Annotated in this window: 14 protein-coding genes; 7 read left to right on the top strand and 7 right to left on the bottom strand. The window is 64.4% G+C overall.

Going from position 1 to position 15,509, the window contains the following annotated elements:
- Positions 1-12: 12 nt before the first annotated feature.
- The 4 genes from EYE42_RS01010 to EYE42_RS00995 all read right to left on the bottom strand — a co-directional run bounded on the left by EYE42_RS01010 (position 13) and on the right by EYE42_RS00995 (position 3,713).
- Entirely contained in the window at positions 13-954 is a 942-nt protein-coding gene (locus EYE42_RS01010) for a sugar ABC transporter substrate-binding protein (RefSeq protein WP_130989450.1), read from the bottom strand.
- Positions 955-1,204: 250 nt separating this feature from the next.
- The gene (locus EYE42_RS01005; protein ID WP_130989449.1) at positions 1,205-2,233 is read right to left on the bottom strand and encodes a LacI family DNA-binding transcriptional regulator; all 1,029 of its coding nucleotides are present in this window, start codon (positions 2,231-2,233) and stop codon (positions 1,205-1,207) included.
- Between the two features lie 64 nt (positions 2,234-2,297).
- Entirely contained in the window at positions 2,298-2,663 is a 366-nt protein-coding gene (locus tag EYE42_RS16555) for a Gfo/Idh/MocA family protein (protein WP_425466548.1), read from the bottom strand.
- A 39-nt stretch (positions 2,664-2,702) separates the two neighbouring features.
- A complete protein-coding gene (locus EYE42_RS00995; RefSeq protein ID WP_130989447.1) occupies positions 2,703-3,713 on the bottom strand; it encodes a LacI family DNA-binding transcriptional regulator in 1,011 nt (336 codons plus the stop codon).
- A gap of 108 nt (positions 3,714-3,821) precedes the next feature.
- Between EYE42_RS00995 and EYE42_RS00990 the strand changes: the two genes are divergently transcribed.
- Together EYE42_RS00990 and EYE42_RS00985 are read left to right on the top strand one after the other, a co-directional pair.
- Complete coding sequence (locus EYE42_RS00990; protein ID WP_130989446.1) at positions 3,822-4,772, top strand: TIM barrel protein; 951 nt, start codon at positions 3,822-3,824, stop codon at positions 4,770-4,772.
- A complete protein-coding gene (locus EYE42_RS00985; RefSeq protein WP_211657877.1) occupies positions 4,769-5,941 on the top strand; it encodes a Gfo/Idh/MocA family protein in 1,173 nt (390 codons plus the stop codon). The genes EYE42_RS00990 and EYE42_RS00985 overlap by 4 nt, the downstream gene beginning before the upstream one ends.
- Before the next feature lie 167 nt (positions 5,942-6,108).
- Here EYE42_RS00985 and EYE42_RS00980 read toward each other — a convergent pair whose 3' ends face one another.
- From EYE42_RS00980 to guaB, 3 genes are all read right to left on the bottom strand, one after another.
- Positions 6,109-7,329 (bottom strand): extracellular catalytic domain type 1 short-chain-length polyhydroxyalkanoate depolymerase, encoded by a 1,221-nt coding sequence (locus tag EYE42_RS00980; RefSeq protein ID WP_130989445.1) that lies wholly within the window; start codon positions 7,327-7,329, stop codon positions 6,109-6,111.
- Positions 7,330-7,358: 29 nt separating this feature from the next.
- A complete protein-coding gene (locus EYE42_RS00975) occupies positions 7,359-7,778 on the bottom strand; it encodes a CopG family transcriptional regulator (RefSeq protein ID WP_165455672.1) in 420 nt (139 codons plus the stop codon).
- Between the two features lie 887 nt (positions 7,779-8,665).
- Positions 8,666-10,114 (bottom strand): IMP dehydrogenase, encoded by a 1,449-nt coding sequence (gene guaB, locus EYE42_RS00970; RefSeq protein WP_130989444.1) that lies wholly within the window; start codon positions 10,112-10,114, stop codon positions 8,666-8,668.
- 248 nt (positions 10,115-10,362) lie between these two features.
- Between guaB and EYE42_RS00965 the strand changes: the two genes are divergently transcribed.
- From EYE42_RS00965 to EYE42_RS00945, 5 genes are all read left to right on the top strand, one after another.
- Positions 10,363-11,517 carry an OmpP1/FadL family transporter gene (locus EYE42_RS00965; RefSeq protein WP_130989443.1) on the top strand — a complete coding sequence of 385 codons (1,155 nt, stop codon included), beginning with the start codon at positions 10,363-10,365 and terminating at the stop codon, positions 11,515-11,517.
- Between the two features lie 99 nt (positions 11,518-11,616).
- Entirely contained in the window at positions 11,617-12,480 is an 864-nt protein-coding gene (locus EYE42_RS00960; protein WP_130989442.1) for an ATPase, read from the top strand.
- Position 12,481: 1 nt separating this feature from the next.
- Positions 12,482-13,408: a homoserine O-succinyltransferase gene (locus EYE42_RS00955; RefSeq protein WP_130989441.1), complete on the top strand. Its 927-nt coding sequence runs from the start codon at positions 12,482-12,484 to the stop codon at positions 13,406-13,408.
- 4 nt (positions 13,409-13,412) lie between these two features.
- Complete coding sequence (ppk2, locus tag EYE42_RS00950) at positions 13,413-14,291, top strand: polyphosphate kinase 2 (protein ID WP_246020534.1); 879 nt, start codon at positions 13,413-13,415, stop codon at positions 14,289-14,291.
- 147 nt (positions 14,292-14,438) lie between these two features.
- Positions 14,439-15,479 carry an ABC transporter substrate-binding protein gene (locus EYE42_RS00945; protein ID WP_130989439.1) on the top strand — a complete coding sequence of 347 codons (1,041 nt, stop codon included), beginning with the start codon at positions 14,439-14,441 and terminating at the stop codon, positions 15,477-15,479.
- Positions 15,480-15,509: the final 30 nt, after the last annotated feature.

Below are 15,509 nucleotides of genomic sequence, written 5' to 3'. Positions count from 1 at the left end.
GGCGCGAGGGCATCAGTTCTTGGCCTGATAGTCGGCCAGGTTCGCGGGTGTCACCAGTTCGAAGGGCACGTAGACCTTGGTGTCCACGGTTTCGCCCCGCGCCAGGCTGAGCGCCGCGTCCACCGCGCCCTGACCCTGGCCCGCCGCGTTCTGGAACACCGACACGTCCAGATCGCCCGCTTCCATCGCCGCAAGCGCGTCCTGCGTCGCGTCGATGCCGCCGATGATCAGGTCGTCCATCGACATGCCCGCCGATTTCAGCGCCTGGATCGCGCCGATGGCCATTTCATCGTTGTTGGAGATCACCGCGTCGAATTCCAGCCCCGAGGTGATCCAGTTGGTCATCAGGTCGGCGGCCTGGGTGCGCGACCAGTTGGCGGTCTGCTCCTCGACGATGGTGATGAAGCTGCATTCCGGCGTGGCGATCACATCCTTGATGTCCTGGGTGCGCATCCGCGCGGCCTGGTTCGACAATTCGCCCATCAGCACCAGGGCCTTGGCCTCGGTCTTGCCGGCGTCCTTCAGCAGGCGGCAGATTTCCTGGGTTTGCAGCGTGCCGGATTCCCTTTCATCCGAAGCCACGAAGGCCTGCTTTTCGGGCAGGGTGTCCACGTTCACGGGTTCGCGGTTCACGTAGACCAGCGGGATGCCGGCGTCGGCGGCGGCCTGCGACATGGCGACGGTGGCGTCGGTGTCGACCGGATTGACGATGATCGCGTCCACGCCCGAGGCCACGAAGTTCTGGATCTGGTTCAGTTGCTTGCCGACATCGTTCTGCGCATCCTCGATCTGCAAGGTCACGCCCTCCATGCTGGCGGCGTGATCCTGCATCCCGTTGCGCAGCACGGTCAGGAAGTTGTCGTCAAACAGCGCCATCGAGACACCGATGTTTTCGGCCTGGGCCGCCGTTCCCATCACCGCGCAGATTGCGGTCGCCGTCAGCAGTCGCTTCATTGTCAGTCCTCCACTGGTGGTGCGTGGGCACCTTGTTCCTTGACTTGTGCCAGACATCGGGGTGCACGCAGAGACCCCGGCGAATGCAGGGTTTCGGTTACGTCCGGTCTTGGCAGGCGGCGACGCGTCTCCTCAGCGTGTCGCAGGGGCAAGATCACCGATGCGCGCCATCCGGTCAATCATCCCGTCGCCTGCGAAACCATCATTCATGACGCAAAATGATGCGTTCAATGATGGTTTTACGTCATGGTCAAAGGCTTTCCGGCGTCCAGATCTGGAACGGCAGGAACCGCTGGCCGGGGTTGTCGGTCATGCCCTGGTCGCAGGCCTGGATCATCAGCGCAACGGTTTCCTGGCAGACCTGGCGCAGCGGCGTGCTGATGACGACGGCCAAGGTGCGATCCTGCAAGGCCTCGCGCGTGTCGGGGGTCAGTTCGTTGACCACCAGCGTCACGTCGCCGGGCTTGCGCGATTCGCGCAAGGCGGCGATCGCCCCCTCCATCCCGCCACCCGCGCAATAGATGCCCACGATGTCGGGATGGCGTTCCAGCAGTTCGGTCACGGCCTCGTAGGTCAGTTGCCGGGTTTCCAGGTTGACCTGCGGGCTTAGCAGGTCGAATTCCGGCGCGTATTCGCGGAAATAGCTACGAAAGCCGGTTTCGCGCAGTTCGTGCCCATGGAACCGGTGCCCGCCGATGAACACCGCGACCTTGCCGGGGCGGAGCGCGATCTTGGAAATCAGCCAGCCGACGGACCGCCCGACCTTGATGTTGTTGGTTCCGACATAGCTTTCGCGCACGCCTTGGGCAAAATCGGACAGGAGGGAAAACGTCGGGATGCCCCGCGCGCGCAGGTCGCTGACCGCCGCCGTGACCTTGTGGTGATCCAGCCCGGTGGCCGCCACGGCATCAACCTTGCCCGCCAGGGACATCAGCATCTGTTCCAGTTCGCCCGGCAGGGTGGACTGGGCGAAACGCACCGTCACCCGGATCCGGTGCGACGCGACCTGCGCGGCGTGATCCTGGAATTCACGGGCAAAGTCCTGATAGAACGGGTGGCGTTCCTTTTGCAGGATCAGCGCGAAATGCCGTTCGGGCAGGTCCGCCATCAGCCGTGCGCGGATTGCGTTGGCGCCGTGGTATCCGATGCGCTGCGCGGCGTCCTGAACGCGGCGGGCGGTTTCCTCGCGCACCTTCAGGCGGCCGTTCAGCACGCGGTCGGCGGTGGCCAGGCTGACGCCAGCTTCCTTTGCCAGGTCGGCGATGGTGGGGCGGCGCATCGGTTTCCCCGTGCATGATGTAATCCGTCAGGATCGTGACGGTTTCACATCATGCGGGGCCGCGTCAAGGCCGCCAGCCGCTGGTCGTATCCCAGGGGCCGCGGCGGTTGTTGGTCATCGGGACCATCCGGCCGGATTCCGTCAGCATCGTCACCACCAGCGTGTCGATGTCGCCTGCCGCCCGGATGGCCGGGTCGATCCGGCAATTGCCGACGGCATAGACGGACGCGATCTCCTCGGCGCACATATATCGCGCCCGGTCGGAACCGTGGATCGCTTGGTCGCACTGGCCCAGGCCTGGGCATCGCAAGAGGCCAGCACCGCCTCCACCGCGGCGATTCATGAACGGGCGAGACCTGCGACAGGGCGATGGCATGGGCCTTGCCCATGTAGCCCGCGCCGATGACACCCAAGCCGATATATCCGCCATGTGTCCCCGTTGCCCCTGCCCGACGCCAGGGGGACGCCCTCAGACGCTTTCGGGCATGACGATCTGGATCTCGGTGGCGATGGACCCGGCCTCGCCCTCCAGCCGTCCGACCAGGCGGGCCACCGCTTCGACGGCCAGCCGGGCCTCCAGCATGGGTCTCTGGTCGATGATCGCCTGAACCTTGCGGTCCCGCAGCATGATCCGGCGTTCAGGTGTCAGTTCGTGGGTAACGATGGCAATGGGGCGCGACTTGCGCAGGGATGCAAGCGCCGTCACCAGGTCCGAACAGCCGGTGGTGCACAGGTATATGCCGCGCAAATCCGGATTTGTCCGCGCGGCGCGCAGGGCCATGGCGGCGGCGGTGGCCTTGTCCTCGTGCGTTTCCAGAACCTCGGTCACGCGGATGGCGGGGTGGCGTTCGGCCAGCACGTCGATGAATCCGCCGCTGCGCGCGCCGTGGCCCGGCATGTCGAAACGGCCGATCAGGACCAAGGCCTCGCCCCCCGCCTGACCGATCAGGTATCCCATCAGGTCGCCCGCGACGCGGCCCGACTGGCGGTCGTCGGGACCGACGAAGGCGGCCCGGCGCGTTGTGGGTACATCGTCGGCCATGGTCACGACCGGAATGCGCAGGGGCAGGGCCTCGATCGCTGTTACAACCTGGGGGGATGCGGGGACGGTCAGGATCATCCCGTCGGCCCATGTCCCGGCGCGGGCGATCTGGGCGGCGATGCGGTCGGGCCGGGCCGGGTCGATCTGTTCAATCTGGAACAGCAGGTTCAGGTCGCGGTGGATGGCGCGGGCCTGGTCGATGCCGCGCCGCAACTGATCGTGAAACGGATTGGACGGCGGCTGGATCAGGATCGCGATGCGCTTGGTCAGCGTCGGCTTGACGGTCAGGGTACGGTCCAGGCCCAGGCGGCGCGCGGCCTGCAGGATCGCGGCCTCCTTGTCGGCAGACACGCCCCCGCGCCGGTTCACCACCCGGTCCACGGTCGCGACCGACACGCCCGCCGCCTGGGCCACATCCTCCAGCGTCACCTTGGCCATCGGTTCCTCTTTTTCTGTGCCACAGTGGCGGATTGATGGTTTCCCCTCAAGTCTTCCTTTGCGTGGTGCGGCCTGCCGAACGATCCTGCATGGAGCCGGAGGAACCCCATGACCATCACCATCACGACCGCGCCCTGCTGCTGGGGCGTTGACGACATTCGCAATCCCCACTTGCCCGATTGGCGGCTGGTCCTGAGGGAGGCCGCGGCGGCAGGCTATGGCGGGCTGGAGCTGGGGCCGTACGGCTATATGCCGCTGGTTGGTGATGCGGTATCCGCCGAACTGCGACAGAACGGGCTGTATGTCGTGGCTGGCACCATCTTCGACAATCTGGTCGATCCGGCCAATCGCAAGAACCTGGAATGCCAGGCCCGCCGGATCTGCGCGGTGATCTCTGCCCTGCCCAAGCCCCCCATGGCCCCCGGCCAGCGGTTCGCCGCGCCCTATCTGACGGTGATGGACTGGGGCCACGACGCGCGCGACTATGCGGCGGGCCATTCCAACCGCGCGACCCGGCTGGACGACGCCGCCTGGGCAGGGATGATCGCCAACATCCGCGCCATCGCCCGCATCGCGCGCGACGAATGGGGCGTCCGCGCGGTGATCCACCCCCATGCCGGCGGCCATGTCGAATTCGCCGACGAGATCGAACGCATCGCCCGCAGCATTCCTGCCGATGAGGCTGGGTTGTGCCTGGACACGGGCCATACCCTCTATGCCGGAATGGATCCGGTTACCATGCTGGACCGATACTGGGACCGGCTGGACTACATCCACTTCAAGGACATCGACGCGGCCAAATTCGCCCAGGTGATGACCCGCCGGATCCGGTTCTTCGATGCCTGCGCGATGGGCGTGATGTGCCCCCTCGGCGACGGCTGCATCGATTATCGGGCGATCCTGGCCCTGCTGGAACGGCGCGGCTATGCGGGCTTTATCACCGTCGAACAGGAACGCGACCCGCGCAACGCAGGCGGCTCGCTGGCCGACGTGACGAAATCCCGCCGCTATCTGGAAACCGTGGGCTTTGCCCGCCCCGCCCTGGAGGCCATAGGATGATCGACAGCAACCGCCTGACGAAATCCGCGATCCGTTGGGGCATGGCGGGCGGCGGCAAGGGCAGCCAGATCGGCTATGTCCACCGATCGGCCGCGATGCGCGACGGATACTTCGACCTGATCGCGGGGGCATTCGACCTGGACCCCGGCCGAGGCCGCGCCTTCGGCGTCGAACTGGGGCTGGACCCCGACCGCTGCTATCCCGATTACGCGGCGATGTTCGCGACCGAGGCCGCGCGCCCGGACGGCATCCGCTGCGTGACCATCGCCACGCCCAACAACACGCACTATCCAATTACTAAGGCCGCGTTGCAGGCGGGCATCCATGTTATCTGCGAAAAGCCCCTGACCTTCACCACCGCCGAGGCCCTGGACTTGCAAGCCATCGCTGCCGAACGCGGCCTGGTCGTGGGCGTTGCCTATGGCTATTCCGGCCACCAGATGATCGAGGAAGCCGCCCGGCTTGTCGCAGACGGCACCCTGGGCGAGATCCGCATCGTCAACCTGCAATTCGCCCACGGCTTTCACAGCGCCGCGGTGGAACTGGACAGCCCCGCCGCCCGCTGGCGCGTCGATCCGGCATCCGCCGGTCCCAGCTATGTGCTGGGCGATCTGGCCACCCATCCGCTGTATATCGCGCAGGTGATCTGCCCTGATCTGAAGATCAGGCGGCTGCTGTGCAGCCGGCAGAGCTTCGTCGCATCGCGCGCGCCGTTGGAGGATAACGCCACCGTGCTGATGGAATACGACAGCGGCGCGGTGGGCACCTGCTGGACCTCGGCCGTGAACGCGGGCGCGATGCACAGCCAAAAGGTGCGGATCGTGGGATCCAGGGGATCGATCGAATGGTGGGACGAACATCCGAACCAGTTGCGCCTGGAAATCCAGGGCGAACCTGCGCGCCTGCTGGACCGGGGGATGCCCTATCTGCACCCGCAGTCCTTGGCGGACGACCGCATCGGCGCAGGCCATCCCGAAGGACTGTTCGAGGCCTGGGCCAACCTGCATTACCGTTTTGCCCTGGCCATCGAGGCGCATGAGGACGGCGATCCCGCCCGCGTGGCCGATCTGCGCTATCCCGGCATCGCGGCGGGAGTCGAGGGGGTTCGCTGGGTGGAAACCTGCGTGCGGTCCGCCGATGCCGGTGGGATCTGGGTGGATTACGTCTGATTGTTGCCGCCTGCGCGACGCCTGGTAGCGACAAACATTCAGCCGCAGTCCAGCCGATCCAGCGAGCATCCCTTCGTTGGAAGCAATGCTCAACGGGATATAGAGTACGCTTCCGCCCACGCCGCAACTCTCCAGGCATTTGCCTGGAGAGTCGGGCGCCGCGATTGTCATGCGTTGGATAGCTCGGATGCGCCATGAAGGAAGAAGCGCACCATTGCCGCCGAGGCATCGGGTCCGCGCGGATCGGTATAGGAGCCGCTTGGGTGTCCGCCGGCCCAGGCGTGTTGCGCGCCCTCGATGATCCAGCTCTCGACCCCATGCGTGCCGTCCTCGCGCCGGGCGACAAGGCGCGTGTATCCGCGGGTTCCCTCCGAGGCTCCGGGTTCGACCCGAGAGGTCGTCCCCGCACCGGCGCCTTTGCCGGCAATGATCCGTTCGGCATTGGAAGGATGGACCGTGGTGTCGGCGCTGCCCTGAAACACGATCATCCGCGGCCCCGTCTCCAGTCCCGCACCGGGTTTCCTCAAGGGCACTGCGCCAAGGCTTGCCTGCCCCCGCATCACCGCAAAGGCCGACATGACGTCATTGGCAGAGCCGTAGGCAAGGCCTGAGTGAACCCCCACAGCAGCATAAAGCTCTGGGTAGGTTTCCCCCATGATCACCGCCATCGCGCCACCTGCGGAAAGACCGGCCACGAAGATCCGGTCCGCGGGAACGGCGTACTGGTCGCGAAGACCTTCGGTCAGCCCGGCAATGATCGCAGGCTCACCCGCATCCCGCATCTGGTCGCTGGGGCGGAACCAGTTCCAGCAGGACATGGAATTGTCGCCGCCGGTTTGCGCGGGATAGACGATAAGCAGCCGGTGCTCTTCGGCCAGGGCGTTCATCCCGGTGCCGGCAGCGAAGTCTTCCGGGTTCTGCGTGCAGCCGTGCAGCATCACGATCATACCCTGCAGGCCTTTTTTCGCAGGTGAGGGAACATAAAGCCGGTAGCGGCGCGCGCCAGCCGCGCAGGAATACCGCTCGTCCAGGAACCTTGCGCCCTCTGGCAACGGCAGTTCTGGAGCCTGCACGGGACGGCCCATTCCCGGCAATCCTTCAAGCTTCAGCCCCTTTCCGCCTTCTCGCAAGGCCCGGATGACCTCGCCCAGGGGTTTGCGCAGCCGGCCGGCCCCGAAGGAGTGATGGTCAGTATGCACTGGGCCCGGCAACAGCGGCTGCGGCATTGGCGTGGTCCTGGCCGAGGCACCGGCAGCGATCCCGGCACCTGGGTCTTTCAGACCTGCGAGTGCCAAGGCGTTTTGAACGATTGCCGTCACGCCGGCCGGATCACCGGACCGCAGGGTGCCGGTCGCGCGGAGGATCTCCGCGACGTAATCAGTGGTCATTTTGTCTACCTTTCCTGCCGCTCGCGCGGCTATTTGATCCGTGAGGCCAATGCGGCCTTGATCTCGCGGCTTGCCTGCAGTGCGCCGAGCACCGTCAGCGAGCCGATCGTCTGCAGAGCAAGCTCCGGTGTGACATCGGGGGCAATGCGGATAAGGCCCACGACCCTGACATGAAGGGTTTCGCCGGCAGCCTTTGCGGCCTCCAGTTCAACCGTCCCAAGTTCCAGAAGGCCGACCTCCAGCCTGTGCCGCTCGATCGAACGCGACACCTCTGTGGCCTGACTGCCCAGCTGGTTGCGGATCGCCGTCCTGATGAAGTCGGTCCGGTTCGAGAAGAAGCCTTCCTGGACCAGCAGATCAATCCGACCAAGATCGACGTAGCCCAGATTGATGGTGATCTTCTCGGTTTCGGGAACAGGAGGCCGCAACGGCACCACTTTATCTGACATCCTCTGCCTTTCCATCCGTATGGATGGTATATGGATGTAATATTCAGGTCTGCAAGGGGCAGCTAAGCGATATCTTGATCATCAGGCCAGCGGGGAGGGGGCGCGCCGTGGTGCAGCGGATATCTGGCTTTCCTGCATGAACGGCTGCCCGTTTTGTGGGCATGAAGACAGGATCCCGACCACGGGACTAGAGAGTGGATATGACGAGACGGAAGTTCAGCCGCGAATTCGGGATCGAGGCCGTAAGATTTGTGGCGGAGAGCGGGTCGCGCCGCTGAATGCGGGAACTGACCGCGACCCCTCCTGCGGCCTTTCCCGGGAACTGGCAGACGCGGGCCGATCTGGCCCAGCTCGCAGCGCTGAGGAAAGAGGCCGTGCATCTTCGTGCGGAGCGTAACATCCTCGGGAAGGCAGCCACTTTTTCGCGCGGGAGGTTCACTTTCATCTCCAAACATCGCCACGGCTAGCCGGAGCTGCCTTGTTGCCGGCCTTCTGGAGCACTGCTGTAGCATCAGGCGATGCCGCCAGCGCCGTGGCAGCGGATAACGCCTTACCAAGCGGCTTCAAGACGAGACGGGGCAGGGTGGCCTTGACCCTGCTTCGCTTGGTGGCGATTGCTTCCACCTTCTGGGCAAGCTCCACAATCTTGCTGGTGGCAAAGATACGCTCGCCGCGCGTTGCACGCAGGTCTTGTCGTGGAAATCAGGTCCTGGCAAGCGTCGGCGCTGGGCGGGGGAATGATGAGCTTGCTACCCCTCGATGAGGGACGACGGCGGCACGACAGTTACAGCTCTGATCCGAAACTGACAATCTTTATATTCCATAATACAGATTATCACGGAACTGACAGCATCAGCTCTCACCCTCTCGACAACTTCTCTGGAACCTTATCCAAGACGATAGTTCGGGCTTTCGCGCGTGATCTGCACGTCATGGACATGGCTTTCCTTCAGTCCGGCCCCCGTGATGCGCACGAATTGGCAATTCTTGCGCATGTCCTCGACCGTGGCGCAGCCGGTGTATCCCATGGCGGCGCGCAGCCCCCCCACAAGCTGATGGATCACCGCGCTGGCGGACCCTTTGTAGGGCACCTGTCCCTCGATCCCCTCGGGGACCAGCTTGTCGCTGGCCGCGTCCTTCTGGAAATAGCGATCGGCCGATCCGCGCGCCATGGCGCCCAGGCTGCCCATGCCGCGATAGGATTTGAAGGACCGGCCCTGGTAAAGGATCACCTCGCCCGGGGATTCGTCGGTGCCGGCGATGGCGCTGCCTACCATGGCGCAGCTTGCGCCTGCCGCGATGGCCTTGGCGAAATCGCCCGAAAACTTGATGCCGCCATCGGCGATGATGGGCACGTCGCCGGCCGCCGATGCCGCATCCATGATGGCGGTCAGTTGCGGCACGCCCACACCCGCGACGATCCGCGTGGTGCAGATCGACCCCGGCCCGATGCCTACCTTGACCGCGTCGGCGCCCGCATCGATCAGGGCACGCGTCGCTTCGGCCGTGGCGACGTTGCCTGCGACCACCTGCACCTGGTTCGAAAACAGCTTGACCCGTTCGACCGCGCGGGCCACGCCAGCCGAATGCCCATGGGCGGTGTCGATCACGACCATGTCCACGCCCGCGTCGATCAGCGCCTGGCTGCGCTCAAAACCCTCATCCCCCACGGTCGATGCGGCCGCGACGCGCAGCCGGCCCAGGTCGTCCTTGCACGCCAGCGGGTTCAGGACGGATTTTTCGGTATCCTTGAGGGTCAGCAATCCCGTTAGCTTGCCCTGCCCGTCCGTCACCAGCAGTTTTTCGATCCGGCGGGCCTTCATCAGGCTGATCGCCTCGGCCCGGTCGGCGGGCTCGCGCAGAACGGCAAGGTTTTCGGATGTCATCATGGCCCGGACCGGGGTGCGGTCGTCGCTGGCAAAGCGCATGTCGCGATTGGTGACGATGCCGACTACCCTGCCCCGTTCGTCCACAACCGGAAAACCCGTGACGTTGTAACGGTCCTGAAGGGCCTTGGCGTCCGCCAGGGTCTGGCCGGGGCGCAGGGTGATCGGATTATAGACGATCCCCGATTCGAACCGCTTGACCCGGCGCACCTCGTCGGCCTGCTGATCCGTGGTCAGGTTGCGATGGATAACCCCCATGCCGCCTGCCTGCGCCATGGCGATGGCCATACGGCTTTCGGTGACGGTATCCATGGCCGATGACAACAGCGGAATGTTCATGGCGATGTCGCGCGTCACGCGCGTGGTCACGTCCGCGGTCGATGGCAGAACCGTCGATGCGGCAGGAACCAGAAGAACGTCGTCAAAGGTCAGGGCCTCACGAATCTGCATGGCGGGTGTCCTTGCGGCAACATCGTTTGGCAGTTTCCCCTTTCACGAGCAGCGCAGTTTGTCCAGCCTGGCCGGGCGGAATTGTTCAATGTCCGGGCAGGCCTTCTGCAATTTCCAGTTGCTCTAATGCAACTGGCACACCTTATCGCGCCTGGGGACGCCGCGTCACATGAATGCTTCATTGATCCAAGGGATATGCGCATTAAAGCTGACCCGAGGGGCGGAGAAATTTCAGAAGGGGGAACCTCATGCACAAGATCCTGTCGGGCGGCGCGGTGATGCTGATGACGACCGCGCCGGTCATGGCCGGCGGCATCGAACGCGCGCCGCAATCGCTGGCCGTGCTGTTCGAGCAAGGGAATTATGCCGAGCTGAGCTTCGGGGCCGTCGATCCGACGGTCGAGGGGACCGATATCGCCGGATTCCCGACCGGCGACGTGGCGCAGGGCTATGGCTTTTTCGGCCTGTCCTACAAGCATCAGTTCAACGACAACCTGTCGGCTGCCGTTATCGCCGAGCAGCCGTTCGGGGCGGACATCCTCTATCCGACGGCGCCGGCCGGCTCTCCTGTCTTGGGCGGAACGCGGGTCGAGGTCAATTCGACGACCCTGACGGCACTGGCCCGCTACAAGTTCCAGAACAACTTTTCGATCCATGGGGGGATCCGCGCCTCGAAGGCCGATGGCGGCGTGACCCTGGACGGAGCGGGGTACAGCCGGATCGCACCGCCCTATGACCTGGAAATCGAGGATGAATGGGGCACGGGCTATGTCATCGGCGCGGCCTATGAGATACCCGAAATCGCCGGACGCGTGTCGCTGACCTACAACTCTCCTATCGAGCATGACTTCGACATGACCGAAACGGGGCGGGTCATCCTGGGTGCTACCGGTGGCCTGACGGATACGATTTCGGGACGCTACACGGTCAAGACGCCGCGTAGCTGGACCCTGGAAGGTCAGACAGGCATCGCCGAGGGCACGCTGGTGTTCGGTTCGATCCGGTGGGTCAAATGGTCCGAATTCATCGTGGACAACGCCGTGTTTCCGATCGCGACCCCGACAGGCGGCACGGTTCCGCTGGTCGAGGTCGAGGATACGACGACCTACACGATCGGCGTCGGCCGCAAGTTCACGGAGAACTGGTCCGGCTCGCTGTCGTTCCTGTACGAGTCCAGCGAAGGGGACACGGTTTCGCCGCTTGCGCCCAGCAACGGGCGCAAGGGCGTGACGCTGGCGGCCATCTATACGATGGACAATGTCAAGGTCACGACGGGCATCAACTATACCAGGCTGGGCGGCTCGGACCTGGGGATCGGGGAAACCGGCAACAAGACGCGGGTTGCCACGATGGATGACAACCATGCCTGGGGCGTCGGCGTCCGCGTCGGCTACAGCTTCTGACAGACGCTCATCCTGGCACCAGCAAGGCCCCGCCCCGGCGGGGCCTTTGCTTTTCCGGGGGGCGGGATTACCTATGCGCCTGCAGCGAAGGGGCATCCGATGATCTATGGCAGCGGCGGCGAATGGTTGAAAGCGGGTGCCAAGCGCGTGGTGCTGTTCGGCATGTCGGGGCTGGGCAAGACCTATCTGGCCAACATGCTGCGCGAGGCGGGCGAGTGGTTCCACTACAGCGTCGATTACCGCATCGGCACCCGCTATATGGGGGAATTCATCGCCGACAACTTCAAGCGCGAGGCGATGAGGGTTCCGTTCCTGCGCGACCTGCTGCTGTCGGACAGCGTCTATATCGCCAGCAACATCACCTTCGACAACCTTGCCCCCCTGTCCACCTATCTGGGCAAGCCCGGCAGTCCCAGCCGCGGCGGCCTGCCCTTCGACGAATATTGCCTGCGCCAGAACCAGCACCGCCGGGCCGAAATCGCGGCCCTGCTGGACACGCGGCATTTCATGGACCGCGCCCGTGACATCTATGCCATCCCGCATTTCGTCTGCGACAGCGGCGGGTCCATCTGCGAGGTGGTGGACCCCGACGATGCCGCCGATCCGGTTCTGTCCGCGCTGGAACGCGACCTGCTGATGGTCTGGATCAAGGGGTCGGACGCCCATACCGCCGAACTGGTGCGCCGTTTTGACCGTGCCCCCAAGCCCATGTATTACCAGCCTGAATTTCTGGAAAAGGCGTGGGTTTCCTATCGTGTCGAAAAGGGCCTGGAGGGCGATCAGGTGAACCCCGACGATTTCATCCGCTGGACCTATGCCCGCGCCCTGGCCCATCGCCAGCCGCGATACGAAGCCATGGCCCGGCGCGGCGTCACCATCCTGGCCGAGGAGGTGGCCGAGGTCAAAACCCCCGCCGACTTCGACCGCCTGATTGCCCGTGCCATTGACCGCAAGGAATCCTGACATGCCCATCACCCTGAACGAGAACCTGCCCGCCTATCGCATCCTGTCGGACGAAGGCGTGATGGTCATGTCTCCGGGCCGGGCGGCAACCCAGGACATCAGGCCCCTGCGGATCGGGCTTCTGAACCTGATGCCCAAGAAGATCCAGACCGAAAACCAGTTCGCCCGGCTGGTCGGCGCGACGCCCCTGCAGATCGACTTCCAACTGATCCGCATGTCGGACCACGAAAGCCGCAACACGGCGGCCGACCATATGGAAAGCTTCTATCGGACCTTCCGCGAGGTCGAGGCGACGGGCGAGAAATTCGACGGCCTGATCATCACCGGCGCCCCGGTCGAGCAGTTGCCGTTCGAGGAGGTGACCTACTGGAACGAACTGACCCGGCTCTTTGACTGGACCCAGGGGCATGTCCATTCGACTTTCGGCGTCTGCTGGGGCGGCATGGCGATGGCCTGGCATTTTCATCGGCTGGAAAAACGTCCCCTGGACCGCAAGGCCTTTGGCTGTTTCTGCCATCGCAACCTCGCGCCGGCCTCGCCCTATCTGCGGGGCTTTTCTGACGATGTGCTGGTTCCCGTCAGCCGCTGGACCGAGGTCCGGCAGGACGACGTCGATGCCCGTCCCGCGCTGCGGACGCTGCTGGCCAGCGATCAGGTCGGCCCTTGCCTGCTGGAAGATCCGGCCAATCGCGCGTTGTATGTGTTCAACCATTTCGAATACGACAGCACCACGCTCAAGGATGAATACGACCGCGACATTGCCGCAGGAAAGCCGATCAACGTGCCGTCGAACTATTATCCCGGCGATGACCCGTCCCGCGCGCCGGCGAACCGCTGGCGCAGCCATGCGCATCTGCTCTACGGAAACTGGATCAACGAGATCTACCAGACCACCCATTACGACCTGTCACGCATCGGCAAAGGATAGACCCGTGCCCTCCAACCCCGACCTGCCGCTTGTCGGCAAGATCACCGAGGCGCTGACGGCCGCGCCCAGGGATATCCGCAAGGTGCTGGACGGCCCGGACAAGGACGACATCCTCGACCCGGCCTATCCCTATCGCACCGTGCTGGACAAGGACCTGTACAAGACCCGCATGAAAGGGCTGCAATTGCAGCTTGTGCGGCTGATGCATGATGTCGTGGCGACCGGCAAGCGGCTGGTGGTCCTGTTCGAAGGCCGCGACGCCGCCGGCAAGGGCGGCACCATCGAGCGGATGCGCCAGAATTTGAACCCCCGTTCGGCCTATATCGTCGCCCTGCCCCGGCCCACCGAGCGCGAGGCGGGACAATGGTATTTCCAGCGCTATGCGGACTGGTTGCCGGCCCGGGGCGAAATCGCCCTGTTCGACCGAAGCTGGTACAACAGGGGCGTGGTCGAGCGCGTCTTCGGGTTTTCGACGGAACAACAGCGGCAAGTGTTCTTTCGCCAGCTTCCCCTGTTCGAACAGATGCTGGTCGATGACGGCATCATCCTGATCAAGCTGTGGCTCAATGTGGGACGCGCCGAACAGATGCGCCGGTTCCTCGACCGGGAACGCGATCCCTTGAAGCAATGGAAACTGTCGTCCATCGACGTGGACGGCGTATTGCGGTGGGACGACTATACCGCGGCGATCCGGGACACGCTTACATGGTCGCACACCCCGGTCGCGCCATGGCATGTGATCCGGTCCGACGACAAGCGGCGGGCACATCTGGCCGCCATCCAGACCGTGCTGAACGGCGTGGATTTCGCGGGCAAGGACACAGAGGCAATCGGCACGCCTGACATGGCGATTGCAGGCGGGCCGGAATTGCTGGACCGATAATCCGGGCGCCCATGCCGGCGGCCTCGGCACTGTGGACGTGCCCCTGCCGATCCCCCCTGCCGATCACCGTCCTGCGATACCCTTGCGCGCCCGTGGCCGCCCCGTTAGCGTTCAAGGCAAATCCGCCCAACAGGAAGGTCCGATTTCATGCGCTTGCTGACTACCACCGCCCTCGCCTCTGCCATTGCCGTGCCTGTTCTTGCGGCCGATCCGGAACTGACCGTCTTTGACTGGGCGGGGTTCGAGGAGCCGTCGATTTTCCAGTCCTATGTCGACAAGCATGGCGACAGCCCGACCTATGCCTTTTACGGCGACGACGACGAGGCGTTCCAGAAGATCGCCTCGGGGTTCAAGGCCGACGTGGTCCATCCGTGCAGCCAGATGGTCGGCAAATATCGCGATGCCGGATTGATCGAACCCTGGGATACGTCGAAGATACCCAACTTCGACAAGATCGCGCCGGAATTCCTGGCATCCGAAACCATCCGCGATGACGAGGGCGTCTGGTTCATCCCGACCGACTGGGGCGCCACGGCCATTGCCTATAACACGGAAACCGTGCCAGCCGAGGATGTCTCGACATTGCAGGTCTTTGTCGATCCGAAATACCAGGGCCGCACCTCTCTGCCGGATTCGTCCGACGATGTGTGGGCGCTTGCCTATCTGGCAACGGGAACGACCGACTGGACCGACGTGACCGACGAACAGTTCGCCGCCGCCGCCGACTGGCTGCGCCAGGCGCACCAGAACGTCGCGGCCTATTGGGCGGATCCGTCCGAACAGGCGCAACTGATGGCGTCGGGCGCGGTGGACATCGCCTGGTCCTGGAACGACGGCGTGGTCTATCTGCAGGCCGACAACTATCCGGTGGGCTTCCAGCGGGCGCCCAAGGAAGGATCGTCCACCTTCTTCTGCGGATACATCAACATGAAAGACGGGCCGGGCAGCGAGGACAAGGCCTATGACTTCATCAATGCCTGGCTGGAGCCGTCCGCAGGCAAGGCGCTGCTGGACACGATCGGCTATGGCCACACCTCGACCGAGGCGATGGCGACCATCGCAGACGAACCGGCCGTGAAGGACGGTCTGAGCGAGGTCGATGCCCCGATCCTGGCCCAGACCCCCAACGACCCCGCGCAGCGCGAGAAGCAATTGGCCGAATTCGAAAAGATCAAGGCCGGGTTCTGACCGGACACCGGGGGGCGTCACGTCCCCCGG

Source organism: Paracoccus subflavus (assembly GCF_004310345.1).
In the GTDB taxonomy this organism is placed as follows: Bacteria; Pseudomonadota; Alphaproteobacteria; order Rhodobacterales; family Rhodobacteraceae; genus Paracoccus; species Paracoccus subflavus.
Note: the sequence above shows the minus strand (reverse complement) of the source record. Positions and strands in the feature narration are given on the sequence as shown.

Excerpts from the sequence above, each read along its gene's own strand:
- EYE42_RS00965 (WP_130989443.1), top strand. The coding sequence starts at position 10,363 with ATGCACAAGATCCTGTCGGGCGGCGCGGTGATGCTGATGACGACCGCG.
- EYE42_RS16555 (WP_425466548.1), bottom strand. The coding sequence starts at position 2,663 with ATGGCGGATATATCGGCTTGGGTGTCATCGGCGCGGGCTACATGGGCA.
- EYE42_RS00980 (WP_130989445.1), bottom strand. The coding sequence starts at position 7,329 with ATGACCACTGATTACGTCGCGGAGATCCTCCGCGCGACCGGCACCCTG.
- EYE42_RS00990 (WP_130989446.1), top strand. The coding sequence starts at position 3,822 with ATGACCATCACCATCACGACCGCGCCCTGCTGCTGGGGCGTTGACGAC.
- EYE42_RS00995 (WP_130989447.1), bottom strand. The coding sequence starts at position 3,713 with ATGGCCAAGGTGACGCTGGAGGATGTGGCCCAGGCGGCGGGCGTGTCG.
- EYE42_RS00955 (WP_130989441.1), top strand. The coding sequence starts at position 12,482 with ATGCCCATCACCCTGAACGAGAACCTGCCCGCCTATCGCATCCTGTCG.
- EYE42_RS00985 (WP_211657877.1), top strand. The coding sequence starts at position 4,769 with ATGATCGACAGCAACCGCCTGACGAAATCCGCGATCCGTTGGGGCATG.
- EYE42_RS00960 (WP_130989442.1), top strand. The coding sequence starts at position 11,617 with ATGATCTATGGCAGCGGCGGCGAATGGTTGAAAGCGGGTGCCAAGCGC.
- guaB (WP_130989444.1), bottom strand. The coding sequence starts at position 10,114 with ATGCAGATTCGTGAGGCCCTGACCTTTGACGACGTTCTTCTGGTTCCT.
- EYE42_RS01010 (WP_130989450.1), bottom strand. The coding sequence starts at position 954 with ATGAAGCGACTGCTGACGGCGACCGCAATCTGCGCGGTGATGGGAACG.
- EYE42_RS01005 (WP_130989449.1), bottom strand. The coding sequence starts at position 2,233 with ATGCGCCGCCCCACCATCGCCGACCTGGCAAAGGAAGCTGGCGTCAGC.
- EYE42_RS00945 (WP_130989439.1), top strand. The coding sequence starts at position 14,439 with ATGCGCTTGCTGACTACCACCGCCCTCGCCTCTGCCATTGCCGTGCCT.
- EYE42_RS00975 (WP_165455672.1), bottom strand. The coding sequence starts at position 7,778 with ATGTCAGATAAAGTGGTGCCGTTGCGGCCTCCTGTTCCCGAAACCGAG.